Below are 25077 nucleotides of genomic sequence, written 5' to 3' on the forward strand. Positions count from 1 at the left end.
TTTTTTTATTACCTTTGCACCATCTTTTGATAATTCATTGATCCACCTAACATTCAATGACGACATGCAAGGCAAACGTTTCTTGCATTTCGAAAGATCTGAACCTAATCGCAAAACGAAGCACATGACGCTGAAAAGAACAATAAAGACTATAACGCTATCACTATTATTCGCACTGGCAGCCGAGCCCGTGGTAGGACAAGACCTATTGGCGCGACAGGCTCCCATCGACCGAAGAGCAAAGAAGCTCGACTCCATTGAAGTCAAGTCGTTCGCCGAAAGAGAAAACATGCAGTCTCCCGCCGCCGATCTTTATGGCGACGAATGGGACAACACATACGCACATCGTGCCACCGAACTCCCCGATAGATTTACCATCGACTTACGCCATTTCTGCATGCCCACACCCAGTCGTGTGGTGACCAGTAACTTTGGTGCCCGTTGGGGCCGCCAGCACAAGGGCCTCGACATCAAGGTTTATGTAGGCGACACCATTCGCGCCGCTTTCTCGGGAAAGGTTCGCATCGTGAAATACAACGCTGGCGGATACGGAAAATACATCGTCATTCGTCACCCCAACGGCCTGGAGACCATCTACGGCCACCTCTCAAAGCAAATCGTTCATGAAAACCAAGTGGTGCGCGCAGGCGAACCCATCGGACTGGGCGGCAACACCGGGCGAAGCACTGGTTCGCACCTCCACTTCGAAACACGTCTGTGCGGCGTGGCCCTCAACCCCGCCCTGCTCTTCGACTTCCGCAACCAGGATGTGACGGGCGACCAATACGTGTTTAACCGTGACACATACGACTGCGAGTCGGCAGAGGCCACACGCGAGCGCGGCAAGGTGGGCAACGGCGGTTACACCCGCGACATGGTTCAGGGTGGCGAACTGGGACGCAGCGAGACGGCCGACGAGGTAATCAACTACGCCATGAACGGTCCGGAGCGCCTCTACTACAAGGTGAAGAACGGCGAGACGCTTGAGGGCATTGCCAACAAGCTCCATGTGGACATCAACAAGCTCTGCCGCCTGAACGGATTCCGCAAAAACCAGCGTGTGAGAACCGGACAGATCGTGAGATACTCTTAATGCACCAACCACGCCATTGGCGTGAACCCATAAGAAAGCCCTGCACTTCCATCGGATGTGCAGGGCTTTTCTGTATCCATGCGCGAAGCTTCGTATGGAATGGGCCACAGGCAAGGGCCAATAAGGGAGGCTCATTTCTTCTAAACACCCCTGCGCAAGGCTCCTCAGCCCCGCAACACTTAGCATTGAGCAATGCCAAGGCTACAGGCGATGTATGGATATTTGGCTAAAAAGTTTGTCCACCATTTCGGATGAACCAGAGAACGAAAACGCCGTTTTTACCCAACTGGAGCGACAAAACCGAGACTTGCGTTTGCGGTTAGGCATCTTTCGAGTTGCGAAACATGCCTAAACGAGCCACCGTTTGGCGTCTTTCGCACTGCCGAAGGGCATCTTCCGCACCTCAATTAGGCATGTTTTATAGTGTGGAACGTTAAATGGGGAGTGATGAATGAGGCATTTTGATTGTAAACGCCTGAATGTTAAGAATTTACAAAAATACGCCAAGAATCGCATATTTCGACCAAATATTTCCGTCGTGGAAAAGAAATGTGTAGTTTTGACTATAGATTGTTACCCATTTTCAGCGTTCTTTTCTCCCACAAACAACGGAAGGGACATATAAAAGGATCATCCGACATTTGGAGTGACTTGAAGTGCGTACTACTTCTAATAGCTTTGGCCTCAGACGGCGACCGCGTCTGATCGAATTTCTCTCACCCCGAATGGTTTTTCTTTTAGCCTCAGACGGCGCAACAACAAATTTCTCGAATTTTCGAATTTTCCTAATTGCGTTAGCCAAAATTCGTTCAAATTGGTAATCGTAAAACGATTATATCAATTCGTAAATTCGTTCAATTCGTTGTTACCGCGTCTGAGCGTAAATACTCACGTGTGTCCTTTATCACTCCAAATGTCGGATGAGCTATATAAAATCCCCAATCAGCCAAATAGCCGATTGGGGATCAAGAGTATTGAATTGTTATTTCTTCAGTACCGACCGCAACACAAACCATGCGTGCATGGCCAGCGTTGGCAGCAGTCCGTAGTGGTGTCGCATCAAGCGGAAACGCTCGCGCAACGAGGCCCTGTGGTTCTTTACCGTCATGCCTCCGTCGAGGTAATTGACCACCACCGCATCAACATTGCGCAGTGGAAGTCCTTGGAGCTCGGCCGCTTTCATCACGCGGATACACCAGTCCACATCGGCCGAGAAGCGATACTGCATGTTGTAGGGGTTGGCCTTGGCCAGGTCGGTGCGCGCATAGAACGCCTGGTGGCACACCAGCATGCCCTGGCGGAATGAGCGCCACGTGAGCCGCTCAGGTGGTTGCAGGCGGCGATGGCGCAGGAAATGGCCCTCATCGTCGACGATGTCGGTGTTGCCATAGAGCACACCCGGAAGCTCCTCACCATCGCCCACGCTGCTGGCAACGAGTTCAAGGGTGTCGGGCGAGGGAAAGACGTCGCCGGCATTGAGAAACACCAGGTAGTCGCCCGTGGCCTTCTGTATGCCCTTGTTCATGGCATCATAGAGCCCACGGTCCTTCTCCGACACGACAATCACCTCGTGCCCATTGTCGGCCGCGGCCGAATGGCGCTCATAATCGCGCGCTATCTCCACGGTGCCATCGGTCGACAGGCCATCAAGGATAATATGTTCCACATCGGCATGAGTCTGACTGAGCACACTCTCTACCGTGCGCGGCAGCTCGTGGGCTGCCTGATATGTGCAAGTAATAATGGTTATCTTGATCATGTGAAACGAGCAATTCGTCAGATATTATAGTTTTTGAAGGCCAATGCCTGGTTGTAAACCTCCACGTAATGCATGGCCACGGCACGCTGCGAATAGCAGGTTCGCACCTTCGTCAGGGCGTTTTGGCGCAAGGTATCGGGGTCGGCCTCGTTGAGCACCCAATGGATTCCTGCCGCAAGGTCGGCCGAGTCCTTATACTTGGCCACATAACCGTTCTTCTGGTGGTCGATCATCTCTGGGATGCCACCCACCTTGAAGCCCACCGACGGAACGCCGCAGGCCATGGATTCCATGATGGTGTTGGGCAAATTCTCATCGAGCGAGGGAATGACAAACACGTCGGCCGCACTGTAGATGTCGGTGATTTGTCGCTCATCACTCACATATCCCAATGGGAAAGCGGGCAGGCGCAACTGGTCGACCACCTCCTCGGCATGGCCGCCAAGGATGGCCACCACGGTGTTTTGCTGCATCTCGGGGTGCTGACCCACCATGCGGTCGATGGCCTCAATGAAATAGGCTATGCCCTTGCGCTCCATGGTGACACGCTGCGACACAAAGAGAATGACGCGCTTGTCGACGGGAAGGTTCACACGCTCGCGAGCCTCACGCTTGTCCTTGGGATAAAAAACATGGGTGTCGATGGGATTGGGGATGGTGTCGACATGTAGGCCCGAGAGCAAGGCGCTTTGCCGCGCTTGGTCGCCCAACCACTTGCTGCAGGTAACGAAATGAATGCCGCTGCCGCTATATAACTTCTTCTTGCGGTTGAAGATACGCGTTGAGAGGTCGAAGGGCGAATGGTGCTTGGGAAGGAACTTACAACTCTGGCAGGTGCTGCGGTAGGCCTTGCAACCCAACGTAACGTGGCAGATGCCCGTCGCAGGCCAAATGTCGTGCATGGTCCACACCACTGGCTTGCCCGAGGCTATGATTTTACGAATGACGCCCAACGACAGTAGCCCCTGATTGACCCACGCCAGGTGGATAACGTCGGCCTCCTTAAACTCAGGAGTATTCGTAATATCGATTCCGGCATTGGCCATATCGATCTCAAAGAGGTTCTTACGGTTGAAATGCAAATGCCAAAACAGGCACCAACGCTCCCAAAGAAAGTTCCAGCGGCGAAGCCATGGGTGAGGGGCCTGCACCACAACGATGCTGTCAGTTACCTTGTCGGCTACGAGCAATTTGGCCTTCACGCCGTTATTGTTGAGCGTTTCGAGCAGGCGATTGGCAGCAACGGCAGCCCCACCCGTCTTCTCGCTTGTGTTGATTAACAGTACTCTCATACCTATAAGTTGTATAAAAAGCCATGATGGCGCAAACGAGAGCCATGAGAATTTATTCTCAAATGGCAGAGTGCAGCCCATCTTATGCAAAGATAATAAAATCGAACCAAATTAGTAGGAAATACGATAAAAATGAGATAAAAAGATGATGTGTGCGTACACAACCCTTGACATAAATCAATTAAAGCACATTTTTGAAAAGAAAGTGGCATCGTTGTATTGCAGAATATAGATATTAAGTGTAATTTTGCATCGTCAAAAGGTTAATAGATTGTTTAGGTTAGTAGTAATAGATTTAGGTTTTTAGTTATTAGGTTTAAGGTAGATTGATAGATTGTTTAACGGAGAACAATGGAGACCGTGAGGTTTTCATTTCGTTTGAAAAGGATTTTTAGTTAAACATAGGTGTACGTTGGAGCTCGTTGATGAGTTTCAGCGTATTTTTTTTGTGCCCGTTGAGCCCACACATCATCAAGCCCACAAGGTCCACAATCCCCAATTGGCCATTAGCCAACACACAAAAAAGAATGCCTATCAGGCCCACGATGCATACTGCGCATCGTGAGCCTGATAGGCATTATAACAAGGCTAAGCCTTTTCTTCCTTGTTCGCAAAAGCTACAAAGTGAAGCAAGGCGTACGCCGCTATTTAGCGAACCTTCTCCACCAGGCAGACAGCATAGGCCGAGATGCCCTCCTGGCGACCCGTGAAGCCGAGCTTCTCTGTGGTGGTGGCCTTGATGCTCACTTGGTCCGCATCGCATCCCATGACATTGGCGAGGCAGGCCTGCATGGCGGGAATGTGCGGGTTGAGCTTCGGGCGCTCAGCGCATACGGTGGCGTCGATGTTGACGAGTTGGTAGCCCTTGGTGGCGATAAGCGCCACTACTTGTTTGAGGATGACCTTGCTGTCCATGCCCAAGGTGTCGTCCGACGTGTCGGGAAAATGGTAACCGATGTCGCGCATGTTGGCGGCGCCGAGCAAAGCGTCGCATATAGCGTGGATGAGCACATCGGCGTCGCTATGCCCCAACAGTCCCTTGGCGTGGTCGATCTTCACTCCGCCCAAAAAAAGGTCACGACCTTCCACCAACTGGTGAACGTCGTAACCCATTCCTGTTCTTATATTTGTCATGTTATCTACGTTTAAGCAAATCCTTGATGCCATCCATATCGAAACTCAACGTGAAGCGGAGCGTCTGGTCGAGCGGGTTGCTCTTGGCCGTGGCAATGACGTAACCGGCGTCGAGCGAGAACACGCTCATCTTGAAACCGCCACCCACCGTGAAGTACTTTCGGTTACCCTTGTTAGCGCTCTCATGATGGTAGCCGGCGCGAAGGGTGAACTGATCGTGGTAGTTATACTCCGCACCCAAGCTCCATTGAATCTCCTGCAACTCCTCCTTGAAGCCACCGGGAGCGTCGCCAAAGCTCTTGAAGATACCGCTGATGCTCGAAACGTCGTAATAATCCTTCTGCACACGCTGCGTGTAATCCTCGGTTGTCTCACCCTCTTCCTGCTTGGGATAGGTGGGAACGAGCAACTTATTGGCGTCGGCAGCGATGGTAAAGCGGTTGTATTCGTCGACCGGAATCATCAGGGCGGCACCCAGACGCAGGTTGGTGGGGATAAACTCGCTGTTGTCGTAGCCACCAAACTTAATCTTACTACCGATGTTTGAGATGTTAAGACCCAATCCCAACTGGCACTCGCGCGCACCTATGTTGATATAGTTCTGGTAATAAGCGGCGATGTCGGCGGCAAAAGCCGAACCAGGCGACGTGTCCCGTGTGTAGTCGTAGGTAAGGTCCGAATAGATCCAACGCACGGCAGCGGCGATGGAGAACGTCTCGCTGAGCATGAGCGAGTAGGCCACATCGAGCGACATCTCATAGGGATTGATGGTGTTGCCGGCATTCGACGAGCCACCGCCCGGGACGGTTGGATAGTCGCCCATCATCACCTCACCCAGTGAGAAATAACGGAACGAACCCGAAACGGCGCTATAGTCGCCTATGCGATAGTAGCCGGCAAGATAGGCAAGGTCCATATCGCTCACCAACTGGCGCAGCCACGGCGTGTAGTTGAGCGCCACTCCGGCACGGCTAATCGTAAACGGGTACTTGGCGGGGTTCCAGTATTGCGACACCACATCAGGGTCGGTGGCAACACCCACGTCTCCCATGGCGCCAGCACGGGCGTCGGGAGCGATGGTCTGCGAGGTGACCGACGTGTTCACCGGGTTAAACATGTCCTTCTTATCCTGAGCGTTAACCTGCAGGGCTACAACGGCAAGAAGACATGCCACAACTATTCTCAAGGTCTTGTTCATTCTGTGTATCATTGTTGTATGGATGGTTGCAACACACGGCTGAACCGTGGGAACGACCAAAAATCATTGACTTCTATAGAAACGTAGGCAAGGGGTCATTTATTGTTGATGACGACAAGTTTCTTAGCTTTCGACGCTTCGGAACTGCCATCGCTCGATACGCGGACGCGATAAAGGTAAACACCGGTCTGCAACCGACCGCCTCCGTCCTGGCACAAGTCCCAATCGACTGTGTAAGCGCCGTTGGTCGACACGCCCGTCTCGGAGTGGGTCCACAACAGGCGACCGCTGGTGTCGAAAACATCAATCGTCACATCTATGGCCGAACCGCTGAAATCGTGACTGATGATGAACGTGGTGGAGGTGGAAGCGGGATTTTTCGACACGTCGATGCCATAAAGGGTGGGCTTCAATCCCTTCACCACATTGAAATCGAGCGTGGCCGTCGAGGAGTTGTTAAGCACGTCCCACGCACGGAAAAGCAGCGTGTGGCGACCGGGCTCCAACGCCGGCAGACTATAGCTCACGGTGCCTCGTTGGTAGGTTCCGAAATCGTAGGCGAAATAATCGTTGAGCTTATAGGTCATGTTGGGACTGCCGTCGATCACGAGTTGCAGGTCGTGGCCTATGCCTGTGCCTGCCGCATTGATGCCGTCGTCATCAGTTAGCTGGGCTACGAAGTAAGGTGTGGGGTTGACGTTGCCACCATTCTCAAACTGCGGTGTGTTGAGATAGCAGTAAATTTTCGGCCCCAAGGAGTCGACTGCGTTCTCGTCGCTTCCGCCCACAAGGAAGTTGTCCTCGGCGCCATGGGCTATCAGTTGCTTGTCGTTGCTCACGGCATGGATGTTGATAAGGCCTCGCTCGTCAGAGTAATTGATGTCTTTGGGCACCACGAAGGAGAAGGCGAACGCACCATTGCGCACACTATCGGACCCCGTGAAGAGCGTGTTGGTGCGGTCGAAGAAGGTGAACGCCACCTCCGCCTCGGCGCTATTGTTCAGTCGGCAAGTAACCAACTCACGCGAGTCGCGCACCAATGCCGTCATCACGCCATTGAAAGTGGGGGCGTTCTCGACGTGTCCCGCCACTCGCGCCACGCTTCCAGCCTTGAGCGTAAGGGGATTGCTGGCCGACGGACGGACACCGTTTATGGAGTCGACCACTATGCTCAGGGTGGGCAAATGGAGCGCTATGGCGGGGTCGCCAAGGAGCGAATACTGCAACTTATTGACCGTAGTGTCCTGCTTGTTGGTAATCAACTGGTTCTTGGCCAAGCGCTGCGCCTCGCCAAGAGTGATAGGTTTGCCATCGGGAGCGGAAAGCACATAGCGCATGAAAGCCATGTTGATGGACTTGTTGTAATTGGAGTACACGGTGCGTGTGGTGCCGAAGAACGCCACGGTGCCTCCCTTGCTGTTGGTCACGGCAGCCTCTCCAATGGTGGGCTCCACGCCGTCGAAAGGCAGGATGTCGCACGAGGCGGTGACCCAAAGGGGAAGGTTGGTGTTTGAGAACTTCTCAAAGTCGCTCAGCGTCAGCACCCGCTCATGCGAGATTTGGTCGGCACGACCGTGTCCGGCATAGTCCATGATAAGGGCACCAGCCTGCTGTTGCTGCTTCAACAAGGTGGTTATCTCGGGGTAACTGTTGCCAGTCGAGGTCGAAACGCCTTTGTATGCGTCCCACATCACTTTCTTTATCTGATAGCCGGGATGGCGTGTGGCGATGTCGTTGGCGGCATCGTTGACGTCGGTCATGTGCAGATTGCTGTTGCCATCGTCGCCCATGAAGACCAACGTGTTCTGCCAAGCGCCAGCGTTTTGGTTCTCCACGTAGCTGATGGTCTTGTCTACCATAGCCTTGGCGTCGTCCTCGGTGGTGACGGGGAAGCGTCCAACGGCCATGTCGAGCTTGTCGGAGCGCATCTGGTCGACGCCCTCTCCATCATCGAGCAGGCAGAAGAAGCCATCGTCTACGAAGCATTTGATCTCATTGAAAGAGTTCTCGCTCTCAAAGCAAAGCAAGTAATCGTCGGGGTTGAGGTTGGCGCACTCGCTCGTAAGCATGCGGTTATCCCACACGCAATCGCCGAAAAGCAACAAGTAACGGGGCATGTCGGCGTCGGTCTCGGCGCGGTCATAGAGCATCTTGAGGTACCGACGGTAAGCGTTGGCATCGGGTGTGCCACTGGAAAACTCATTGAATAGTTCGTCGGCCGGCACGATGCGGACACGCATGGCGTCGTGCTGCTCGTGGAAAGCGGCAAGACGTTGGGCCTGCTTCAGCAGCTTCTGCGAGGTGGGAATGATAATGATCATGTCGGCGGCAGCGTCGGCATGATGATCTTGGTTGGTGATATGGTACACATATTCGGGCGTGGCGAACTGCGCTGCGAGGCTGGGAGCGGGTGCGGGCTTGTCCCAAGCCATCGACACATAGTCGAGCCGGATGGGGTCGCCCAACACGCAACGCACGCTCACCGTGTCGGAAGCCGTCAGCCCTGAGAGGTTGTAGGTGGCAGTAGCGGAGTTGCCTTTATCGTAGGATCCTAAGGAAACGTAGAGCTCGCCCACCTGTTTGCCGTTGAAAAAGACCGTTGCACGACTGTTCGAACCTGCCGACACGCTCACCGTTAGACGCCCACTCGTGGCACCCGTACGGTTGTTGAACACCACCTCTTTAGACTTCCCGTAATGAATGGGGTCAGGATCGAAGAGGTTGCGGCCGCCTGGATACCAGCTGTAACCATCCTTCTCGTAGAGCGAATGGTAATCGTCGGGCGACGGATAGAACGACGACAGGAACGCCGCCGAGTCAACCCTCTGGGGCTCAGCGTCGGTCTCTGTAAGGAAATAATAGCCGTAATCGGAGTAAGGATTGCGTGTGCGGCGGGTGGCGGTGTTGTTCTCCCAACTCACCGGACCACGCGCATAGAAGAGGCGTCGGTTGCCTGCGGCATAAGTGGGAACCTCGTGCAGGTCGTCGGTGGCACGCAGTTCGTCGCCCACAAGCTTCTCATTCTGCAGGTTTCCGCCGTATCCATACACCTTCACCTTGCTCAGATTGGAGAATCCTGCCTGTCGGACGAACGACTCGGTAAGCTGGTAGACACCTGTGGAAGGCACGCGAATCTTGGCCCATGTGCCTGAGGCGAGCACCGAATGGTCGGCATAACGCGACGCCTCGGCTGTGCCTCGGGTTCCCGGCGCCATACGTTTCGCGCGTGGCAACGCCTTGGAATCGATGCGTAGCATGAAACTGACGAGTATCTGATAGCGTCCCTCACGATAGACCAACGGACAGAAGCTCACCTCCAAAGATCCCTTCTTGCGACTGAGCACCAGATGTTGCTCCACGCGGGGAAGCGCCGGCAGCGAGTCGGCGGACAAACGATGGTAATGGGCTATGTCCTCCTGGGTCATGTCGATGAACTCCGGATAGAGAATCATAGAGGAGTAAACCGAATCGGCGAAAGCCCCTTCCAAAGGCACGGAATAGCTGAACTGCGGCAACATCGAGTCGACGCTGACCTCGTCGGACGTCAGATTGAAGAACCGTTGGGCCGTAGCCGTCATGCTTATCACGACCGCCAGGAGAAGAAGTTGTATTCGTCTATGTTTCATGTTTTGTCTGTTGATAAAGGGAAGCGCACGAAACGCCATGCGCTGTTGCAAGCCATCGGCATCCAAGCACTATTAAGGGACCCATTCTAAGAGCAGCCACCAGAGGACGAGCCATATGTAATGGCGAGCGCTAAGAGCAGCCACCGTAATTCGAGCCTTTAGGAATGGCGGGCGCTAAGAGTAGCCACAGGGGGCAAGGCGCAATTACTTGCAGTTGAAGTCGAGCACCTTGCGCTCCTCGATATAGCCCTCCAGGTGATCGTCGATGCTCACGGGGCCAACGCCTGTTGGTGTTCCCGTAAAGAGGATGTCGCCCGTTTTCAGGGTGTAGAACTGGCTGATGTAGGCAATGATCTCATCGACCTTATAGAACATATCGCCCGTATAGCCCTGCTGCACCTCCTTCCCGTTGATGTCGAGGTGGAATCGCAAGCGCTGGATCTCAGGCAGTTTTTCCTTGGGAACCCAATCGCCAATGCAGGCCGATCCGTCGAATCCCTTAGCGATATCCCACGGTTTGCCTTGCGAGGCGAGTTTGCGCTGCATCTCACGCGCCGTGAAATCGATGCCGATGGTGTAGGCGTCGTAATAGCGATGGGCAAAACGCTCAGGAATGTTCTTGCCCAAGCGGCAGATGCGCACCACCACCTCGGCCTCATATTCGATACGGCCTATGTGGTCGGGGATGAAGAACGGCTTGTGGTCCTTGAGCAAAGCGGTGTCGGCTTTCAGGAAAATGACCGGTTCCTCTGGTTTAGATAACGTATCGTGAAGCGCTTTATTGTGCAAAGCGTAGTTCATGCCAATGGCGAAAATCTTCATAGTTATGGATGATTAAGGTGAATATTCGATGAAGGAACGACGAACTTTCGTCCATCGCTAATATAGAGTCCGGGGGCAAGAGCCGAAGCATCGGTTCCCACTCCACGGCCATCAAGGGTGTAAATACGGCCTGTAGCTGGTTGCACGGGCACGCCCTGCACGCCCGCCGCCTGCCATCTCAACACTTCCTCAAGGCCAGCGGTGACGTCGATCTCGCCGTAACCATAGAGGTTGTTGGGATATGAGAGCATGGGGTCGTAGCGCCGACAAGTCTTTTCGAAGATGCTCAGGCAATCGGAAGGCGACAAGGACGGGTCGGCCTGCAACCACAGAGCGATGGCTCCAGCCACCACAGGCGACGACATGGAGGTACCCGCGTTACTGTTCCATGCGTAGGTACGGCCTTTGTGGGAGAAATGGCGGACATCCGAGTTGATGTCGCCCGCATCGGGATTGTTCTCCAAATAGAAGCTGCTGTACGACGAAATGATGTTTTGTCCGGGGGCCATCACATCGGGTTTGACGCGCCCGTCGAAGGTTGGTCCGACACCAGAGAAAGGCGTGCGGGCACCCCCTTGACCATTGTCGTAAACCTTCTGCTGTCCCAGATAGTTGATAAACTGCGTGCGATAGCCCGTCGCTCCCACACAGATAACCGCCGGAGCGCTCGACGGTGAGTTGATGCTGTGGCTGTTGTCGCCATCGGCAAGACTGCTGTCGACACTACTATGGTAGAGCCATCCTGTAACAGGGAAGAGTTCCACGTCGGCTCCTTGCCCAACGAGTTGCACGGCCACGGGATAACATTTGCTAAAGATGTGAGCCAAGGTGATGACATCCCAATCGCAAACCACCTCATCGGCATTGTAGCAAGAGGGATAGGCCGTTGCCGAAACGACATACTTATAGTCGCCGACAGCCACCGTATCGACGAGCGTCGAGTCGTTAGTAGCAAGCACCTTGCTCATCGGAACATCGATGACCTGCGGCGCATCGGCCTGACTATATACCGATAATCGAAGCGTAAAATCGGCCGTTGCCTTGGTGGTAAAGCCCACATTCTGCAAGTTGCTGCCACAGAAGAGTCCCGCCGATTGCTGCGAGGGCGCCTTGTGGAGATAGTTGATGGCCTGCCCGTCGTTGCCCGCCGAGGAAACAATGATATGTCCAGGCCCTACAAGCGAGTCGAGCATCTCATAATAAAGCACATCGTAGCCTTGGAAATCCTGTCTCGACCCCTCGCTGAAATTGATGACGCACGGCTTGCCCACACGGTCGGCGTAGTCGAAGATATACTTGAACCCCAATGCGTCGAGGGCGTAAGTGTACTTGTAATAGTCGTCGGGATTGATGAGGGCGATGTCGTCGGTCGTGGCGTTGCACACCAAACAGATGTCGCTCTCCCACGCAATGCCGCGATAAGGCGACAGCGTGTCGGCTCCCTCCGCCCCACTTCCGGCTGCGATTCCGGCGGTGTGCGTGCCATGGGTCTGCTTCAACCCATCGCGCGGACAGCCCAAAGCCAATAGGCTATCGCGCCCCACATAATCGCGCCCAACGGGCAACGACGACTGGAGCGTATCGATGGAGAGTTGGTCCCAGAGGGCCTTGATGCGATACTGGGCCATGTCGGGAGAAAAGAAGTTGGGGTGCGTGAGGTCGAATCCGATATCCTGCACACCGACGACGACCCCCCGTCCGGTGTAGGCTTGCGGCAAACGAAGCAACTGCTGGGCAGATGTGGCGTTGACAACAACGGCCGTTGTGTCCATGTGGGTTGTGGCGCGTTGGCCCGCCTCAATCCTTACGACCCGCTCGTCGCATGAAAGCGGCGCCAAAGAGCCCAAGGGAATGTTGGCCACAAAGAGCCCGCCTTTCTGGGCAAGCACCTGCGCCCCCTGTTCGGTAAGGGGCGAACTGTCGGCCGACGCCAGTTTGACAAACGCCATGATCGTTCTCTCCGACCGCACGTTTGCCTTGGCAACCGCCTTGGCCTTCGTTTTGTTGACCATGCGCTGCTGTGCGAGCCACGCCTGCCTGACGAGCGGCGACATCTTCCCAAAAGCCGGACGCTGCGCCCACGCCGAAAGGGTAGCCAGCGAAAAAAGGGCCAAGGCCAACCATCTGCTCATTGCTTGCCACATATAATATAAGGTGTAAAAACAATATGGGGAACCGCGGAAGACCGCGTCTTCCATGGTTCCCCACTCGTATTGATGTATAATCAGTGATTAGTCGCCTGACAAAGAGAAGCGCTTGTAAGCAGCCACCTTCAGACCCTTGGCCTGAGCGTCGAGCCACTGAGAAACGGTTTTCTTGTCGCCCTCCTCGAACTGGAACTCCTGATCAACCAAGCAGTTCTCCTTGAAGAACTTAGCCATACGGCCCTTGGCGATGTTCTGGATCATGTTCTCGTTGAGCTTGCCAGCAGCCTCAACACTTACAGTGCTGATGATCTCGCGAGCCTTGTCGGCGTCCTCCTGAGAGAGCCAGCCCTTGGCAACGTTCGACTCGATGTGGTCCTCGCTGTCGACGAGATTGGCGTTGACGCCAGCCTTCTTCAGGGCAACATTGACCTGACGCTGGATCTGCTCCTCTCTTGTCTTCATGATAGCCACCTTGAGCTCCTCCTCCTTAACGCTCTCGGGCACGCTGGCCTCGTCGAGGGCCACGGGCTTCATGGCAGCCACCTGCATGGCAACCTTGTGACCGGCGTCCTCATTGGCGTCAGAGAGCTGCACGAGTGTGCAGAGCATGTGGCGACCCATGTGGTCGTAAGTGTAGATGTTGTCGCCCTCGAGCACATTGTAGCCGTCGAGCTCCATCTTCTCACCCACAACACCTGAGCGGCGTGTAACGGCGTCGGCCACCTTCACGTCCTCACCGTCGTAGTTCACGGTCAGTTCGTTAACCTCCTCAAGTGTCTGAGCCTTAGCGGCCACGGCAGCGTCGAGGATATCCTGCGTGAGCTTGATATAGTCGGCACCGTTGGCAACGAAGTCGGTCTCACACTTCAGGGCGATCATGGCAGCGAAGCCATTCTCGTACTTAGCGAGTACGCAACCATTGGATGTGGCGCGGTCAGAACGCTTTGCAGCGATAGCCAGACCACGCTCACGAACGAGCTCCACAGCCTTTTTGATATCACCATCAGCCTCGTTCAGAGCCTTCTTGCAGTCTTTCATACCTGCACCGGTCATTGTGCGAAGCTTCTTGATGTCTTCAATTGTAACAGCCATAATGATATTTTACTTTAAAAAGTTTGATGAATAAACTTCAATATGATTACTCAGCTGCGGGAGCCTCTTCCTCAGCAGCGGGAGCAGCCTCGGCGGCAGCCTCGTCACGGCGAGCGCGACGGGGAGCGTGGCGACGGCCCTCAGCGGCCTCCTCAGCCTGCTCAGCGGCAGCCTTGTCGTCAGCCTTCTCAGCCTTGCGCTCCTCCAGACCCTCAGCGATAGCACCGCAGACAGCATCGAGGATCACCTCAACAGAGTCCTTAGCGTCGTCGTTGGCGGGAATCATGTAGTCCACGTTGTTGGGATCAGAGTTGGTGTCGACCACAGCGAACACGGGGATGCCCAGGCGGTTAGCCTCCTTCACTGCGATGTGCTCCTTCATCACGTCGATGACGAAGAGAGCCGAGGGCAGACGAGTGAGGTCAGCGATAGAACCGAGGTTCTTCTCGAGCTTGGCGCGCTGGCGAGTGATCTGCAGCAGCTCACGCTTAGAGAGGTTCGAGAATGTACCATCGTTCATCAACTTGTCGATGTTCGTCATTTTCTTCACAGCCTTACGGATGGTGGGGAAGTTGGTGAGCATACCGCCCGGCCAACGCTCGATAACGTAGGGCATGTTGACAGAAGCAGCCTTTTCGGCTACGATGTCCTTGGCCTGTTTTTTAGTAGCGACGAACAGAACCTTCTTACCGCTCTTGGCGATGGCCTTGAGAGCCTCAGCAGCCTCGTCGATCTTGGCTACTGTCTTGTTGAGGTCGATGATATGAATACCATTGCGCTCCATGAAGATGTAAGGAGCCATGGCGGGGTTCCACTTACGCTTCAGGTGACCGAAGTGGCAACCTGCCTGAAGCAACTGGTCAAAATTTGTTCTTGACATTTTGTTCAATTTTTAATTGTTTACTTTCCTTTTTAATTCTTGTTAGCTGGGGTTCCTGCCCCGAGCGTAACCGGCCAATGGCCGTTGCTTAGAACCAGCAGCCAGGTAGCCTCGCACCGATCGTGGAAGAGTCCTGCCTGTTTGGATGCTAAACGTATCTCCGGTCTCACACAGATAGAGACCCAGGAGATATTAACGCTTACTGAACTGGAAGTGACGGCGAGCCTTGGGCTGTCCAGGCTTCTTACGCTCAACGGCACGGCTATCACGTGTGAGGAATCCGTGGTCCTTGAGGTTCTTCTTGTCTTCAGCGTTGATCTTCACCAGCGCACGTGCGATGGCGAGACGCAGGGCCTGGCTCTGGCCGGTGAAACCACCGCCGTCGAGGTTGGCCTTGATATCGTACTTCTCTGCGACCTCGAGCAACTGCAGGGGCTGCTTCACCACATACTGCAGGATAGCTGAGGGGAAGAAAACAGTGATGTCCTTCTTATTGATTGTAATCTTACCGGTGCCCTCTGTGACATAAACACGAGCCACAGCGCTCTTGCGGCGACCGATTGCATTAATAACTTCCATCTTGTCTCAAATTATTTATACTGGTTAATATCAATTGTCTTAGGCTTCTGTGCCTCCTGCTTGTGCTCAGCACCCTCGTACACATAGAGGTTGTTGAGAAGTGAGCGACCGAGGGGACCCTTGGGGAGCATGCCCTTCACGGCGTGACGAATGATCTTGTCGACGCCATTCTCGCGCTTGCGGAGATCTGCAGGCGTGTTGAAGCGCTGTCCACCGGGATAACCAGTATAGCGAGTGTAAACCTTGTCGGTTTCCTTCTTGCCGGAGAAACGCACCTTGGCTGCGTTGATGATGATGACGTTGTCACCGCAGTCGACGTGCGGAGTGAAAGTGGGTTTGTACTTTCCACGGAGCAGTTTGGCAACCTTCGAGCAGAGGCGGCCAACGATCTGGTCGGTAGCGTCGATCACTACCCACTCCTTTTGAGCTGTTTCCTTGTTGACGGAAATAGTCTTGTAACTTAAAGTGTCCATTTTAAAATTTAAATTTACTACTAAAAAACGTTTTTATACCTTATTTATAACAGAGACCTCACGGCGCCTCCAGTCTAAAAGAGACCATCCATGGCTTTCGCTCTGCTGCGCGGATGATTCACAAACCACCGTGTCCGGCCAAAGGCACGGCTATTTACACGTCCGCACGGGGGGGACTCTAAGCGTGTCCCGAAATAATCGGTGTGCAAAATTACATATTTTATTTCATACACATCTTACAGACAAGCCCTGAACGCCCTACGTTTATTATATTTTAACGGTTTTAAGGTTATTTAACTACATCAAACCCTTCAAGAAGCTCCTCAAGGCAAAGATGGAAGAAGGGAAACGCTGGGGTGACGAGGCCAGAAGAAAGGAGCTCCCAACGAAGAAGGCGGAAAGGGACGAAACTGCCGGAAGAGCAGGGAATGGAAAATGAGAGAATGGGAAATGGCGCATGAAAGAACTGGAAACGGAAAGCGAGAGAGCGAAAACTCCCTGAGGGTAAGGCAAGAGACGGAAGACGGGCGCTTCGGAACAAGAAAAGCGCAAGACTTGCCGGTTTGAAGCACACCGAAAACAACCAACAATCTATAGCAAGAACTACACATTTCTTTTCCACGACGGAAATGTTTGGCCGAAATACGCCATTCTCGGCGCGTTTTCGTAACCCTCTAACGCTCAAACACTTACATCCATCACACACAATTCCACATTGCACATTTATCATTTTTCACTATAAAACATGCCTTTTCGCAATGCGAAACATGCCCATCGGTCGTGCGAAAGACGCCAAACGGTGGTTCGGTTAGGCATGTTTCGCAACTCGAAAGATGCCTAACCGCAAGCGCAAGTCTCATTTCACGGGGTTCGAGACGGCAAAAATGGCTTTTCCGCACGCTATTTCACTCCAATTCTCGACACAACTTTTTCACCAAAATACCCAACAACACACATCCTGTCAGCACCCTTCCGCACGAGGGAAAAATAAAGGTGGCGCCTCCGAAGAAGCACCACCACGATGAATAACTTAGAGAGAGTATGTTGAGGTTTTCATGCCCCGCTGGGCCATTTTCACTTGCGTATCTGCTTGTTCAGCCACTGCAGGGCCTTGGTCATGGCGTTGTCTTGCTTGTCCTTGAAGTAGGTCTTGTAGCTCTCGGGGGCGGCAATGTCGGGCACAAAGCCCTTGCCCACAAAGTCGTAGCCATCGGGGGCATAGTCGTGCTTGGAGCAGATGTTGGCGGTGCACACCCCCGGAATGACTGCGATGCGCACGCCATTGCCCGTGCTTCCGCCCGTGGGCTCACCCACCAAGGCGCAATGGCCGGTGGCGCGCAGGAGGGCGGTGAAGTCCTCGGCGGCCGAGAAGGTGCCACGATTCACCAGCAACGCCACGGGCTTCGTGTAACGCTCGAGCTTGCTGTTGGCATCCAGCGTCATCAGGGCGCCCTCCTGTCGATAGACCCTCTCGGCCATTCTCCACGAGGCGAAGGCTGGGATATACTCCCTGCTCTCCCACGCACCCGCACGCAGACTTTGTGCGATGAAATGGCGTGCCACATGGTCGCCATTGCCCGAGTTGCCTCCGGGATTGTCGCGCACGTCGATGATGAGGGCGCGCGTCTGCAGGATTTGCGGATAGAGCTTGTCAAACTCGCGACAGATTCGCCCATCCATGAAGTTGTCGATGCGCAGATAGCCTACGCCCCCCTTGAGCAGGGAGAACCTGATGGGCACGCCATTCTGCTGGGGCCTGATGTCGAACCCACTTCCGTCGAAGTTGTAGCCTACGCTCACCTCACGCTTGCCATCGCTCAGCGTCAAGGTCATCTGGCGGTTGTCGCCACCCTTCGTCAGGTTCTTGTCGTCGTACATATTATGTATAAGCCATTGTGGGGTGGACGACGACACATAGGGCGCCAACTCGCGCTGGGCGTACACCTCAGGCGCTTCGCCATTGACGGCCACCACCTGCAGGCCACGTCGCACGCCCTTCCGGGCAAAAGCCGAGCTCAACACCTGATCGACATACACCTTCCCGTCGATCCACCGCGTGGTGAGGGGCATGGTGCGCAGGTCCTGTGGGTAATCGGAATACACGAAGGTGTGGCCATCGTGCAACGTGGCGGCCATGCGTTGCAAGAGGCGTGTGGCCTCCTCGTCGTTGGCGGCGGCCTTGATCTTCGGTATCATGGCCACGTACAGGCTGTCCCAATCCACGCTCACCCGATTCATGAACACGAAGTTTTGCTTCACCCCACTCCACAGATGGCTCAGTCCGAGCAAGCGGCGTGTGGGTGCGTCGATGGCGGCCCAGGCGTCGCCCAGGTTTCTCTTGGGCTTATAGTAGTCGCGGAAAAACCAGTCGAACGGCACACAAAACTCATTGCCCAACTTCCTGGCTTTCAAGAAATAGAGTGTTCCGGCCGACCACCTCATCCCGTAGAACATACGGAAACGTTCGAGCCCCATGTCGGCCCTGCCTTCGCCCATGGCCACATGGGTTCGCTCATGATACTTCTTAAACACCTGCATGATGCGGTCGGCCTCAGCCTTGTCCACCCCCTTCAGCGTCAGTCGGTTGCCCACGGTCCATCCGCTTCCTTCACCTTGGAGCCAGGAGAAGTTTGCGCAGCCCGCCCCCCAGCCGCCCGTATAGCGCACGGCGGTCTGCGTAACGCCCGGTCGGGCCAGCAGTTCCTTATAGATGGCGTCGATGGCCAATGTGTCGGTCTCGTCGGCTTTCATTCCTGTCGCCAACAGCAGGGCGAACAGCAACATGATAGTTTTCTTCATTAGGATTCTATTATGATGATTCAACAAATTGAGAGAGGCTTTTGTCGGCCTCTTGCCTACTATACGTTTGAAAACCGAAAAGATTGACAACAAAATGCGAAAAAGTGGGGCAAGCCCCCCAAAAACGCATCATTGGCAACCACTTTGCCGCAAAATGAGTTTTTTAGGAAAGACGAGCCGATTTCTCAATAATAATCATTATCTTTGCAAAGATAGCGCATACAGATGCGGCAACCCTCGGCCAAGCCTTCTGCGGCAAGGGCCCACAGGGCTATTTTTCATGCGAAAACTAAAGAAACTAACAATACATGAGCAAGAACGTTTATCTCGGAATGGTCGGCGACATCCTTCACCCCGGCCTCATCAATATCATCAACGAAGGCGCCAAGTTGGGCGAACTAACCATCGGCCTCTACACCGACAAGGCCATTGCCACCTATCGCTCACGCCTGCCCTACATGACCTACGAGCAGCGCGAGCAAGTCATCAAGAACATTCGCGGCGTGGCCCACGTGGTGCCGCAGGACGAATACAGCTACATTCCCAACCTGCAGAAGTATCGTCCCGACATCCTCATCCATGGCGACAACTGGAAAGAGGGCCGCGACTCGGAGCTCCGCCTGGAGTGCATCAAGGTGATGGCCGACCTCGGCGGCGAGGTGGTGGAGGTGCCCTACACCAAGGGCATCAACTCGTCGTCGCTCTTCGATGAGGTGAAAGCCATCGGCACCACACCCGACATACGCCTGAAATCGCTGCGCCGGCTCATCGCCGCCAAGCCCATCGTGCGCATCCTCGAGGCCCACGACGGCCTCTCGGCGCTCATCATCGAGCGCTACGAGGTGAAGAAGGGTCAGGAAATTCGCGCCTTCGACGGCATGTGGTCGTCATCGCTCACCGACTCCACCTCGAAGGGCAAGCCCGACATTGAGGCCGTAGACCTCACCACGCGCATGCAAGACCTCACCAACATCCTCGAGTGCACCACCAAGCCCATCATCTACGATGGCGACACCGGCGGACTGCCCGAGCACTTCCAGTTTACCGTTCGCACCCTGGAGCGCAACGGCGTGTCGGCCATCATCATCGAGGACAAGACCGGACTGAAGAAAAACTCGCTCTTCGGAACCGAGGTGAAGCAGACGCAAGACTCCATAGAGAACTTCTGCCACAAGATACGCATGGGCAAGGCCGCCCAGATCACCAACGACTTCATGATCATCGCACGCTGCGAGAGCCTCATCGCCGGACAGCCCATGGCCGACGCCCTGGAGCGTAGCTTCGCATACGTCGACGCGGGTGCCGACGGCATCATGATCCACAGCCGCAACAAGAGCGGCGACGACATCAAGGAGTTCTGCGCCAAGTTCCGCGAGAAGCACCCCTTCGTGCCCATCATCGTGGTGCCCACCTCCTACAACCACGTCAAGGAAGACGAGCTCATCTCGTGGGGCGTCAACGTGGTTATCTACGCCAACCACATGCTCCGCGCAGCCTACCCCGCCATGTGCAAGTGCGCCGAGACCATCCTTGAGAACGAGCGATCGCTCGAGACCGACCCCTTCTGCATGCCCATCAAGCAGATCCTGGAGCTCATCCCGGGAACCAAATAACCCTCAACAAACACGCCACACAAGGCAAGCGGCACCCCCACGGAGCACACGCGAGGGCGCCGCTTGCCCACACCAAACACATGAAGATTCTATCCGAAGAACAACTGGCGCAGCGAAAAGCCATGACCCTCGAGACCCTCAAGGCCTTCATAGCGTTCTGCCAAGCCAACAACCTCAAGTACTACGCCGCCTACGGCACCGTGCTGGGTGCGGCGCGCCACCACGGCTTCATACCTTGGGACGACGACATCGACGTCTACATGATGCGCGACGACTACGACCGTTACCTGCGCCTCATGCGAACCAACCCGCCCAAGGGCTATGAGCAGGTGGAATATGTTCACGACAAGGAGTATTATCTGCCCTTCGCCAAATTCTGCAACGCCCATTCCACCATTTGCGAATGGACCGAATACCGCATCAGTTTCGGCAATTACATCGACGTGTTCCCACTCGATGTGGTGCCCGATGACGACAACGAGCGCCAACGCTACTGCGACCGCATGCTGAAACTGCGCAAGATGATTGCCGCCGACCTGTTGCGCAAGTCGTGGGCCAACATCCTTGGCAACATCACCAAGCAGAGCCTGCGACTCACGTTGGGCGACATCAGCTACGCCCTCTTCCGAACGCCCATCCGCAATTATCTCGTGGGACGGATGGAGCGGGAGCTGCGCGCCTACCACGGCACACGCTCCAACCACATCTGCTTCAGCTCGAGCTACACCTCACGCGAGAAGAACCTTACGGCCGACATCTTCGGTGACGGAACGACGCTGCCCTTCGAGGACATCAGCATCGTGGTGCCCACACGCTACGAGGACTATCTCGTGACATCGTATGGCAACTGGCGCCAGCTGCCGCCCGTGGAGCAACGCGTGCAACACGACGTGGTGTTCATGGACCTGAACCGAAAGATTCCTTACCGCGAAGTGAGGAAAATCATCGACAAGCCGGGCTACAACGGCGCGTCGGAGCAATGACAAACACCCATCTATGGCAGACACACTCAAAGAGAAAACCACCAAGGGCCTCTTCTGGGGGGCGCTCAATAGCGGCACCACACAGGTGCTCAACCTGCTCATCGGCATCATGCTGGGAAGGCTGTTGTCGCCGGGCGAGTATGGCATCATCGGATACATCGCCATCTTCACGGCCATAGCGGGCAACTTGCAGAGCTCGGGGTTCAGCACCTACCTCATCAACATGAAGGACCCCAAGCACGAGGACTTCAACGCGGTGTTCTGGTTCAACATCCTCATGAGCTTCTCGCTCTACGCCATCCTGTGGTTCGCGGCGCCGCTCATCGCCGACTTCTTCCACCAACCGGTGCTCACGCCCTTGTCGCATTTCGTCTTTTTGTCGTTCGTCGTGGGCAGCTTCGGCATCACGCCCAACGCCTACCTCACCAAGAAACTCATGGTGAAGGAGATGACCATGATCAATTCGCTCGCCCTGATCCTCTCGGGGCTTACCGGCGTAACGCTCGCCTTCCTGGGCTATAGCTATTGGAGCCTGGCGTGGCAGCAGGTGCTCTACATCACCATCCTCAACGTGGGGCGCTACTATTACGTGCCATGGCGGCCCTCGCTCCACATCGACCTCAGGCCCATACGCAAGATGTTTGGCTTCAGCATGAACATCCTCGTGGTCATGGTGATGAACACCGTGAACAACAACATCATGTCGGTTATCATCGGCAAGTTCTTCAACAAGGACATATTGGGCAACTACAGCCAAGCCTACAAGTGGAATTTCATGGCCTATTCGCTCGTTTCCAACACCACGCAGCAAGTGGCGCAACCCGTCTTTGCGTCGATTGCCAATGAGCGCGAGCGCGAGTTGCGCGTCTTCCGCAAGATGATGCGGTTCACGGCGTTCCTCGCCTTCCCCGCCATGTTCGGCCTGGTGCTCGTGGCGCGCGAGTTCATCCTCATCACCATCGGCGCCAAATGGATCGACGCCGTGCCCTTGTTGCAGATCCTGGCCGTGAGCGGAGCCTTCTTCCCCTTCTACACCCTGTATCAGAACATGGTCATAGGGCATGGCCGCGCCGACATCAACATGTGGTGCAACATTCTCCAGATAGCCTTGCAAATCATCCTCATGCTCTGCACCCACAGCCTCGGCATCCTTGTGATGATTACCGTCTACAGCGGCTTCAACATCCTATGGCTGCTGGCATGGCAGACGCAAGCCCACCGCCTCATCGGCCTCAGCCTGTGGCAGGTGGTGAAAGACATGGCGCCCTTCCTGCTCGCCGCCGGTGGCGTGATGGCCGTAACCGGATGCTGCACACAGGCCATCGGCACGCCCATCGTGCTGCTGCTCGCACGCATAGCCATGGCGGGCGTGCTCTATTTCGCCGTCATGAAGGTGGCGCGCGTGCAGATTTTGGAGGAGTGCCTGCAATTCGCCAAGAACAAATTCAAAAAATAACTGGTATGGAAATATCCGTCATCATCCCTGTTTACAACAAGGTCGACTACATAGACCGTTGCCTGGAGAGCATCCTCACGCAAGATTTCAGCGACTTCGAGATTGTGGCCGTCGACGACGGAAGCACCGACGGCTCGGCCACCAAGCTCGACACGCTGGCCCAGCACGACGATAGGGTGCGCGTGTTCCACCAGCCCAATGGGGGCGTAACGGCGGCGCGCCGGCATGGAGTGGCCGAGGCGCGGGGCCGATACATCATGTTCGCCGACGCCGACGACATGCTCACACCCCACGCCATGGCTGCCCTGCATGAGGCCATGGTGACCTCGGGCGCCGACGAGGTGATCGGAACATTCACCAATCAGTATCACGCCCATTGCGACTCGGGGCGCCGCGGATGGCACAACAGCGACGAGCTCATCGGCGCCCTGCTCAGCATCAAGAACACGTTCTGCGTGTTGTGGGGCATCCTCTTCAAGCGCCAGTTGCTCGAAGGGTGCCTCAACGCGCCCCGAGAGATCATCGAGCGCGAGGACAGCCTCATGCAAATCAAGTGCCTCATGAAGGAACCCAAGGTGTGGTTCATCGCCGATGAGGTGTATTGGCACGAGGAGGATGTGCCCAACACGCGCGTGGAGGACCTGCGGATGATACGCATCTACGACGACGAGATGCGCCGCACGTTGCAGCCCAAGTGGCAGGTCATGGAGCCGTGGTTCCTTCTCAACCAAATCAAGGTGTACGAAAACTTCCTCTACAAGCGGCAGTTCCACGTGCTCAACCGCTACTATCGCCCCTTGCGACAGCAGGTCGACAGCCGTGTGCCATGGCTCCACCGCCTCTTCCTGGCCCTTCCCCCACGCTTGGCCTATTACCCCCTGAGATGGTTTAAGGACCGCATGCGAAAGCGGGCGCAAAGACAATAACGAGAATTGGAATAGATGGCGCATGCCATCGCGACAAACATAACCTACCGATTGGCGCTAAACCACACCCACCATGAAACATCCTTATAAGACCGATATTGCCGTGTTGATGCTCTTCTTCAACCGGCCCGAGACGTTCCAACAGGCGTTCGACGCCGTGAAAGCCTCACGCCCATCGAAGCTCCTGCTCTATCAGGACGGACCCCGCGAGGGCAACGAGAAAGACCGCAAGGGCATGGAGGCATGCCGACGCATAGCCAGCGACGAGAACATCGATTGGGTATGTGAGGTGCATCGCCACTATTGCGAGCACAACCAGGGATGCGACCCATCGGGATTCCTATCGCAGAAATGGGCCTTCTCGTTGGCCGACAAGGTGGCCGTCGTGGAGGACGACGTGGTTCCCGCCCCTTCATTCCTGCCCTTCTGCAAGGAGATGCTCGACCGCTACGAGCACGACGAGCGCATCACCATGGTGGCCGGATTCAACACCGATGAGGTGACACCCAACGTTCCCTACGACTATTTCTTCACATCGGCCTTCTCCATCTGGGGCTGGGCGTCCTGGAGGCGCGTCGTGGAGAAATGGGACGGAACCTATTCGTTCATGAACGACGAATTCAACCGCCAGCAACTGGCCGACCTGGTGAAGGCACGGGGCTACCGATCCGATTTCATGCGCATGTGCGCCGACCACGCCGCGGCAGGCAAGCCCTTCTTCGAGAGCGTGTTTTGGTCCACCATGCTCATGAACAATGGGCTCGCCATCATGCCCACCCGCAACATGGTGAGCAACGTGGGCGCCACCGTCGACTCCACCCATTATGCCGCCCTGCAGACCATGCCACATGGTTTGCGCCGCATATTCACCATGCAACGCCACGACGTCACCTTCCCCCTGAAGCACCCCAAGTATGTCATGGAGTATGTGGCCTACAAGGAACACACCTACCGCACCAACGGATGGGGCCACCCCTGGATAAAAATAGGGCGAAGCGTCGAGGAGCTCTGGCTCAACCTAAAGGCTGGCAACACACACCAGATAACACAAGCCCTCACCCGCCGCATCAAGAAATGGATGGGCAAGGGCAAGCACGTGTAGTTACATTGGCAAGCATCAGACTTGAAGAAGCATTAAGCAAGACGCAACGAAGCATTAAGCAAGACGCAACGAAGCATTAAGCAAGACGCAACGAAGCATTAAG

Annotated in this window: 18 protein-coding genes; 6 read left to right on the top strand and 12 right to left on the bottom strand. The window is 55.2% G+C overall.

Annotated elements, in window-relative coordinates; genetic code table 11:
• The first annotated feature begins 124 nt into the window (after positions 1 to 124).
• Complete coding sequence (locus KM934_RS05155) at positions 125 to 1093, top strand: peptidoglycan DD-metalloendopeptidase family protein (protein ID WP_215759556.1); 969 nt, start codon at positions 125 to 127, stop codon at positions 1091 to 1093.
• Positions 1094 to 2075: 982 nt separating this feature from the next.
• Here the strand turns inward: KM934_RS05155 and KM934_RS05160 are convergent.
• The 12 genes from KM934_RS05160 to KM934_RS05215 all read right to left on the bottom strand — a co-directional run bounded on the left by KM934_RS05160 (position 2076) and on the right by KM934_RS05215 (position 18894).
• Positions 2076 to 2852, bottom strand: a complete 777-nt coding sequence (locus KM934_RS05160) for a glycosyltransferase family 2 protein (protein WP_215759557.1) — start codon at positions 2850 to 2852, stop codon at positions 2076 to 2078.
• 17 nt (positions 2853 to 2869) lie between these two features.
• Positions 2870 to 4144 (bottom strand): glycosyltransferase family 4 protein, encoded by a 1275-nt coding sequence (locus KM934_RS05165; protein ID WP_215759558.1) that lies wholly within the window; start codon positions 4142 to 4144, stop codon positions 2870 to 2872.
• Positions 4145 to 4792: 648 nt separating this feature from the next.
• Positions 4793 to 5278 carry a 2-C-methyl-D-erythritol 2,4-cyclodiphosphate synthase gene (gene ispF, locus KM934_RS05170; protein ID WP_215759559.1) on the bottom strand — a complete coding sequence of 162 codons (486 nt, stop codon included), beginning with the start codon at positions 5276 to 5278 and terminating at the stop codon, positions 4793 to 4795.
• 1 nt (position 5279) lies between these two features.
• Positions 5280 to 6476: a type IX secretion system outer membrane channel protein PorV gene (gene porV, locus KM934_RS05175; protein ID WP_215759574.1), complete on the bottom strand. Its 1197-nt coding sequence runs from the start codon at positions 6474 to 6476 to the stop codon at positions 5280 to 5282.
• A 95-nt stretch (positions 6477 to 6571) separates the two neighbouring features.
• Complete coding sequence (gene porU / locus KM934_RS05180; RefSeq protein WP_215759560.1) at positions 6572 to 10102, bottom strand: type IX secretion system sortase PorU; 3531 nt, start codon at positions 10100 to 10102, stop codon at positions 6572 to 6574.
• Between the two features lie 204 nt (positions 10103 to 10306).
• Complete coding sequence (locus KM934_RS05185) at positions 10307 to 10924, bottom strand: fumarylacetoacetate hydrolase family protein (RefSeq protein ID WP_215759561.1); 618 nt, start codon at positions 10922 to 10924, stop codon at positions 10307 to 10309.
• 2 nt (positions 10925 to 10926) lie between these two features.
• Positions 10927 to 13056, bottom strand: coding sequence for a S8 family serine peptidase (locus KM934_RS05190; RefSeq protein ID WP_215759562.1), 2130 nt, complete (start codon positions 13054 to 13056; stop codon positions 10927 to 10929).
• Between the two features lie 99 nt (positions 13057 to 13155).
• Positions 13156 to 14163 carry a translation elongation factor Ts gene (gene tsf / locus KM934_RS05195; protein WP_215759563.1) on the bottom strand — a complete coding sequence of 336 codons (1008 nt, stop codon included), beginning with the start codon at positions 14161 to 14163 and terminating at the stop codon, positions 13156 to 13158.
• A 46-nt stretch (positions 14164 to 14209) separates the two neighbouring features.
• A complete protein-coding gene (gene rpsB / locus KM934_RS05200; protein ID WP_215759564.1) occupies positions 14210 to 15043 on the bottom strand; it encodes a 30S ribosomal protein S2 in 834 nt (277 codons plus the stop codon).
• 192 nt (positions 15044 to 15235) lie between these two features.
• Entirely contained in the window at positions 15236 to 15622 is a 387-nt protein-coding gene (rpsI, locus tag KM934_RS05205) for a 30S ribosomal protein S9 (RefSeq protein ID WP_215759565.1), read from the bottom strand.
• Positions 15623 to 15633: 11 nt separating this feature from the next.
• Positions 15634 to 16095 carry a 50S ribosomal protein L13 gene (gene rplM, locus KM934_RS05210; RefSeq protein WP_215759566.1) on the bottom strand — a complete coding sequence of 154 codons (462 nt, stop codon included), beginning with the start codon at positions 16093 to 16095 and terminating at the stop codon, positions 15634 to 15636.
• Positions 16096 to 17169: 1074 nt separating this feature from the next.
• Positions 17170 to 18894: a S41 family peptidase gene (locus KM934_RS05215; protein WP_215759567.1), complete on the bottom strand. Its 1725-nt coding sequence runs from the start codon at positions 18892 to 18894 to the stop codon at positions 17170 to 17172.
• Between the two features lie 308 nt (positions 18895 to 19202).
• On the opposite strand from KM934_RS05215, the gene aepX reads away from it, so the two are divergent.
• From aepX to KM934_RS05240, 5 genes are all read left to right on the top strand, one after another.
• Positions 19203 to 20507: a phosphoenolpyruvate mutase gene (gene aepX / locus KM934_RS05220; protein ID WP_215759568.1), complete on the top strand. Its 1305-nt coding sequence runs from the start codon at positions 19203 to 19205 to the stop codon at positions 20505 to 20507.
• A gap of 80 nt (positions 20508 to 20587) precedes the next feature.
• Complete coding sequence (locus KM934_RS05225) at positions 20588 to 21490, top strand: LicD family protein (RefSeq protein ID WP_215759569.1); 903 nt, start codon at positions 20588 to 20590, stop codon at positions 21488 to 21490.
• A 13-nt stretch (positions 21491 to 21503) separates the two neighbouring features.
• Positions 21504 to 22946, top strand: a complete 1443-nt coding sequence (locus KM934_RS05230; protein WP_215759570.1) for a lipopolysaccharide biosynthesis protein — start codon at positions 21504 to 21506, stop codon at positions 22944 to 22946.
• A gap of 5 nt (positions 22947 to 22951) precedes the next feature.
• Positions 22952 to 23872, top strand: a complete 921-nt coding sequence (locus KM934_RS05235) for a glycosyltransferase family 2 protein (RefSeq protein WP_215759571.1) — start codon at positions 22952 to 22954, stop codon at positions 23870 to 23872.
• A 73-nt stretch (positions 23873 to 23945) separates the two neighbouring features.
• Complete coding sequence (locus KM934_RS05240; RefSeq protein WP_215759572.1) at positions 23946 to 24974, top strand: hemolysin activation protein; 1029 nt, start codon at positions 23946 to 23948, stop codon at positions 24972 to 24974.
• The last annotated feature ends 103 nt before the right edge of the window (positions 24975 to 25077 follow it).

Source organism: Hallella faecis, assembly GCF_018789675.1.
Lineage (GTDB): Bacteria > Bacteroidota > Bacteroidia > Bacteroidales > Bacteroidaceae > Prevotella > Prevotella faecis.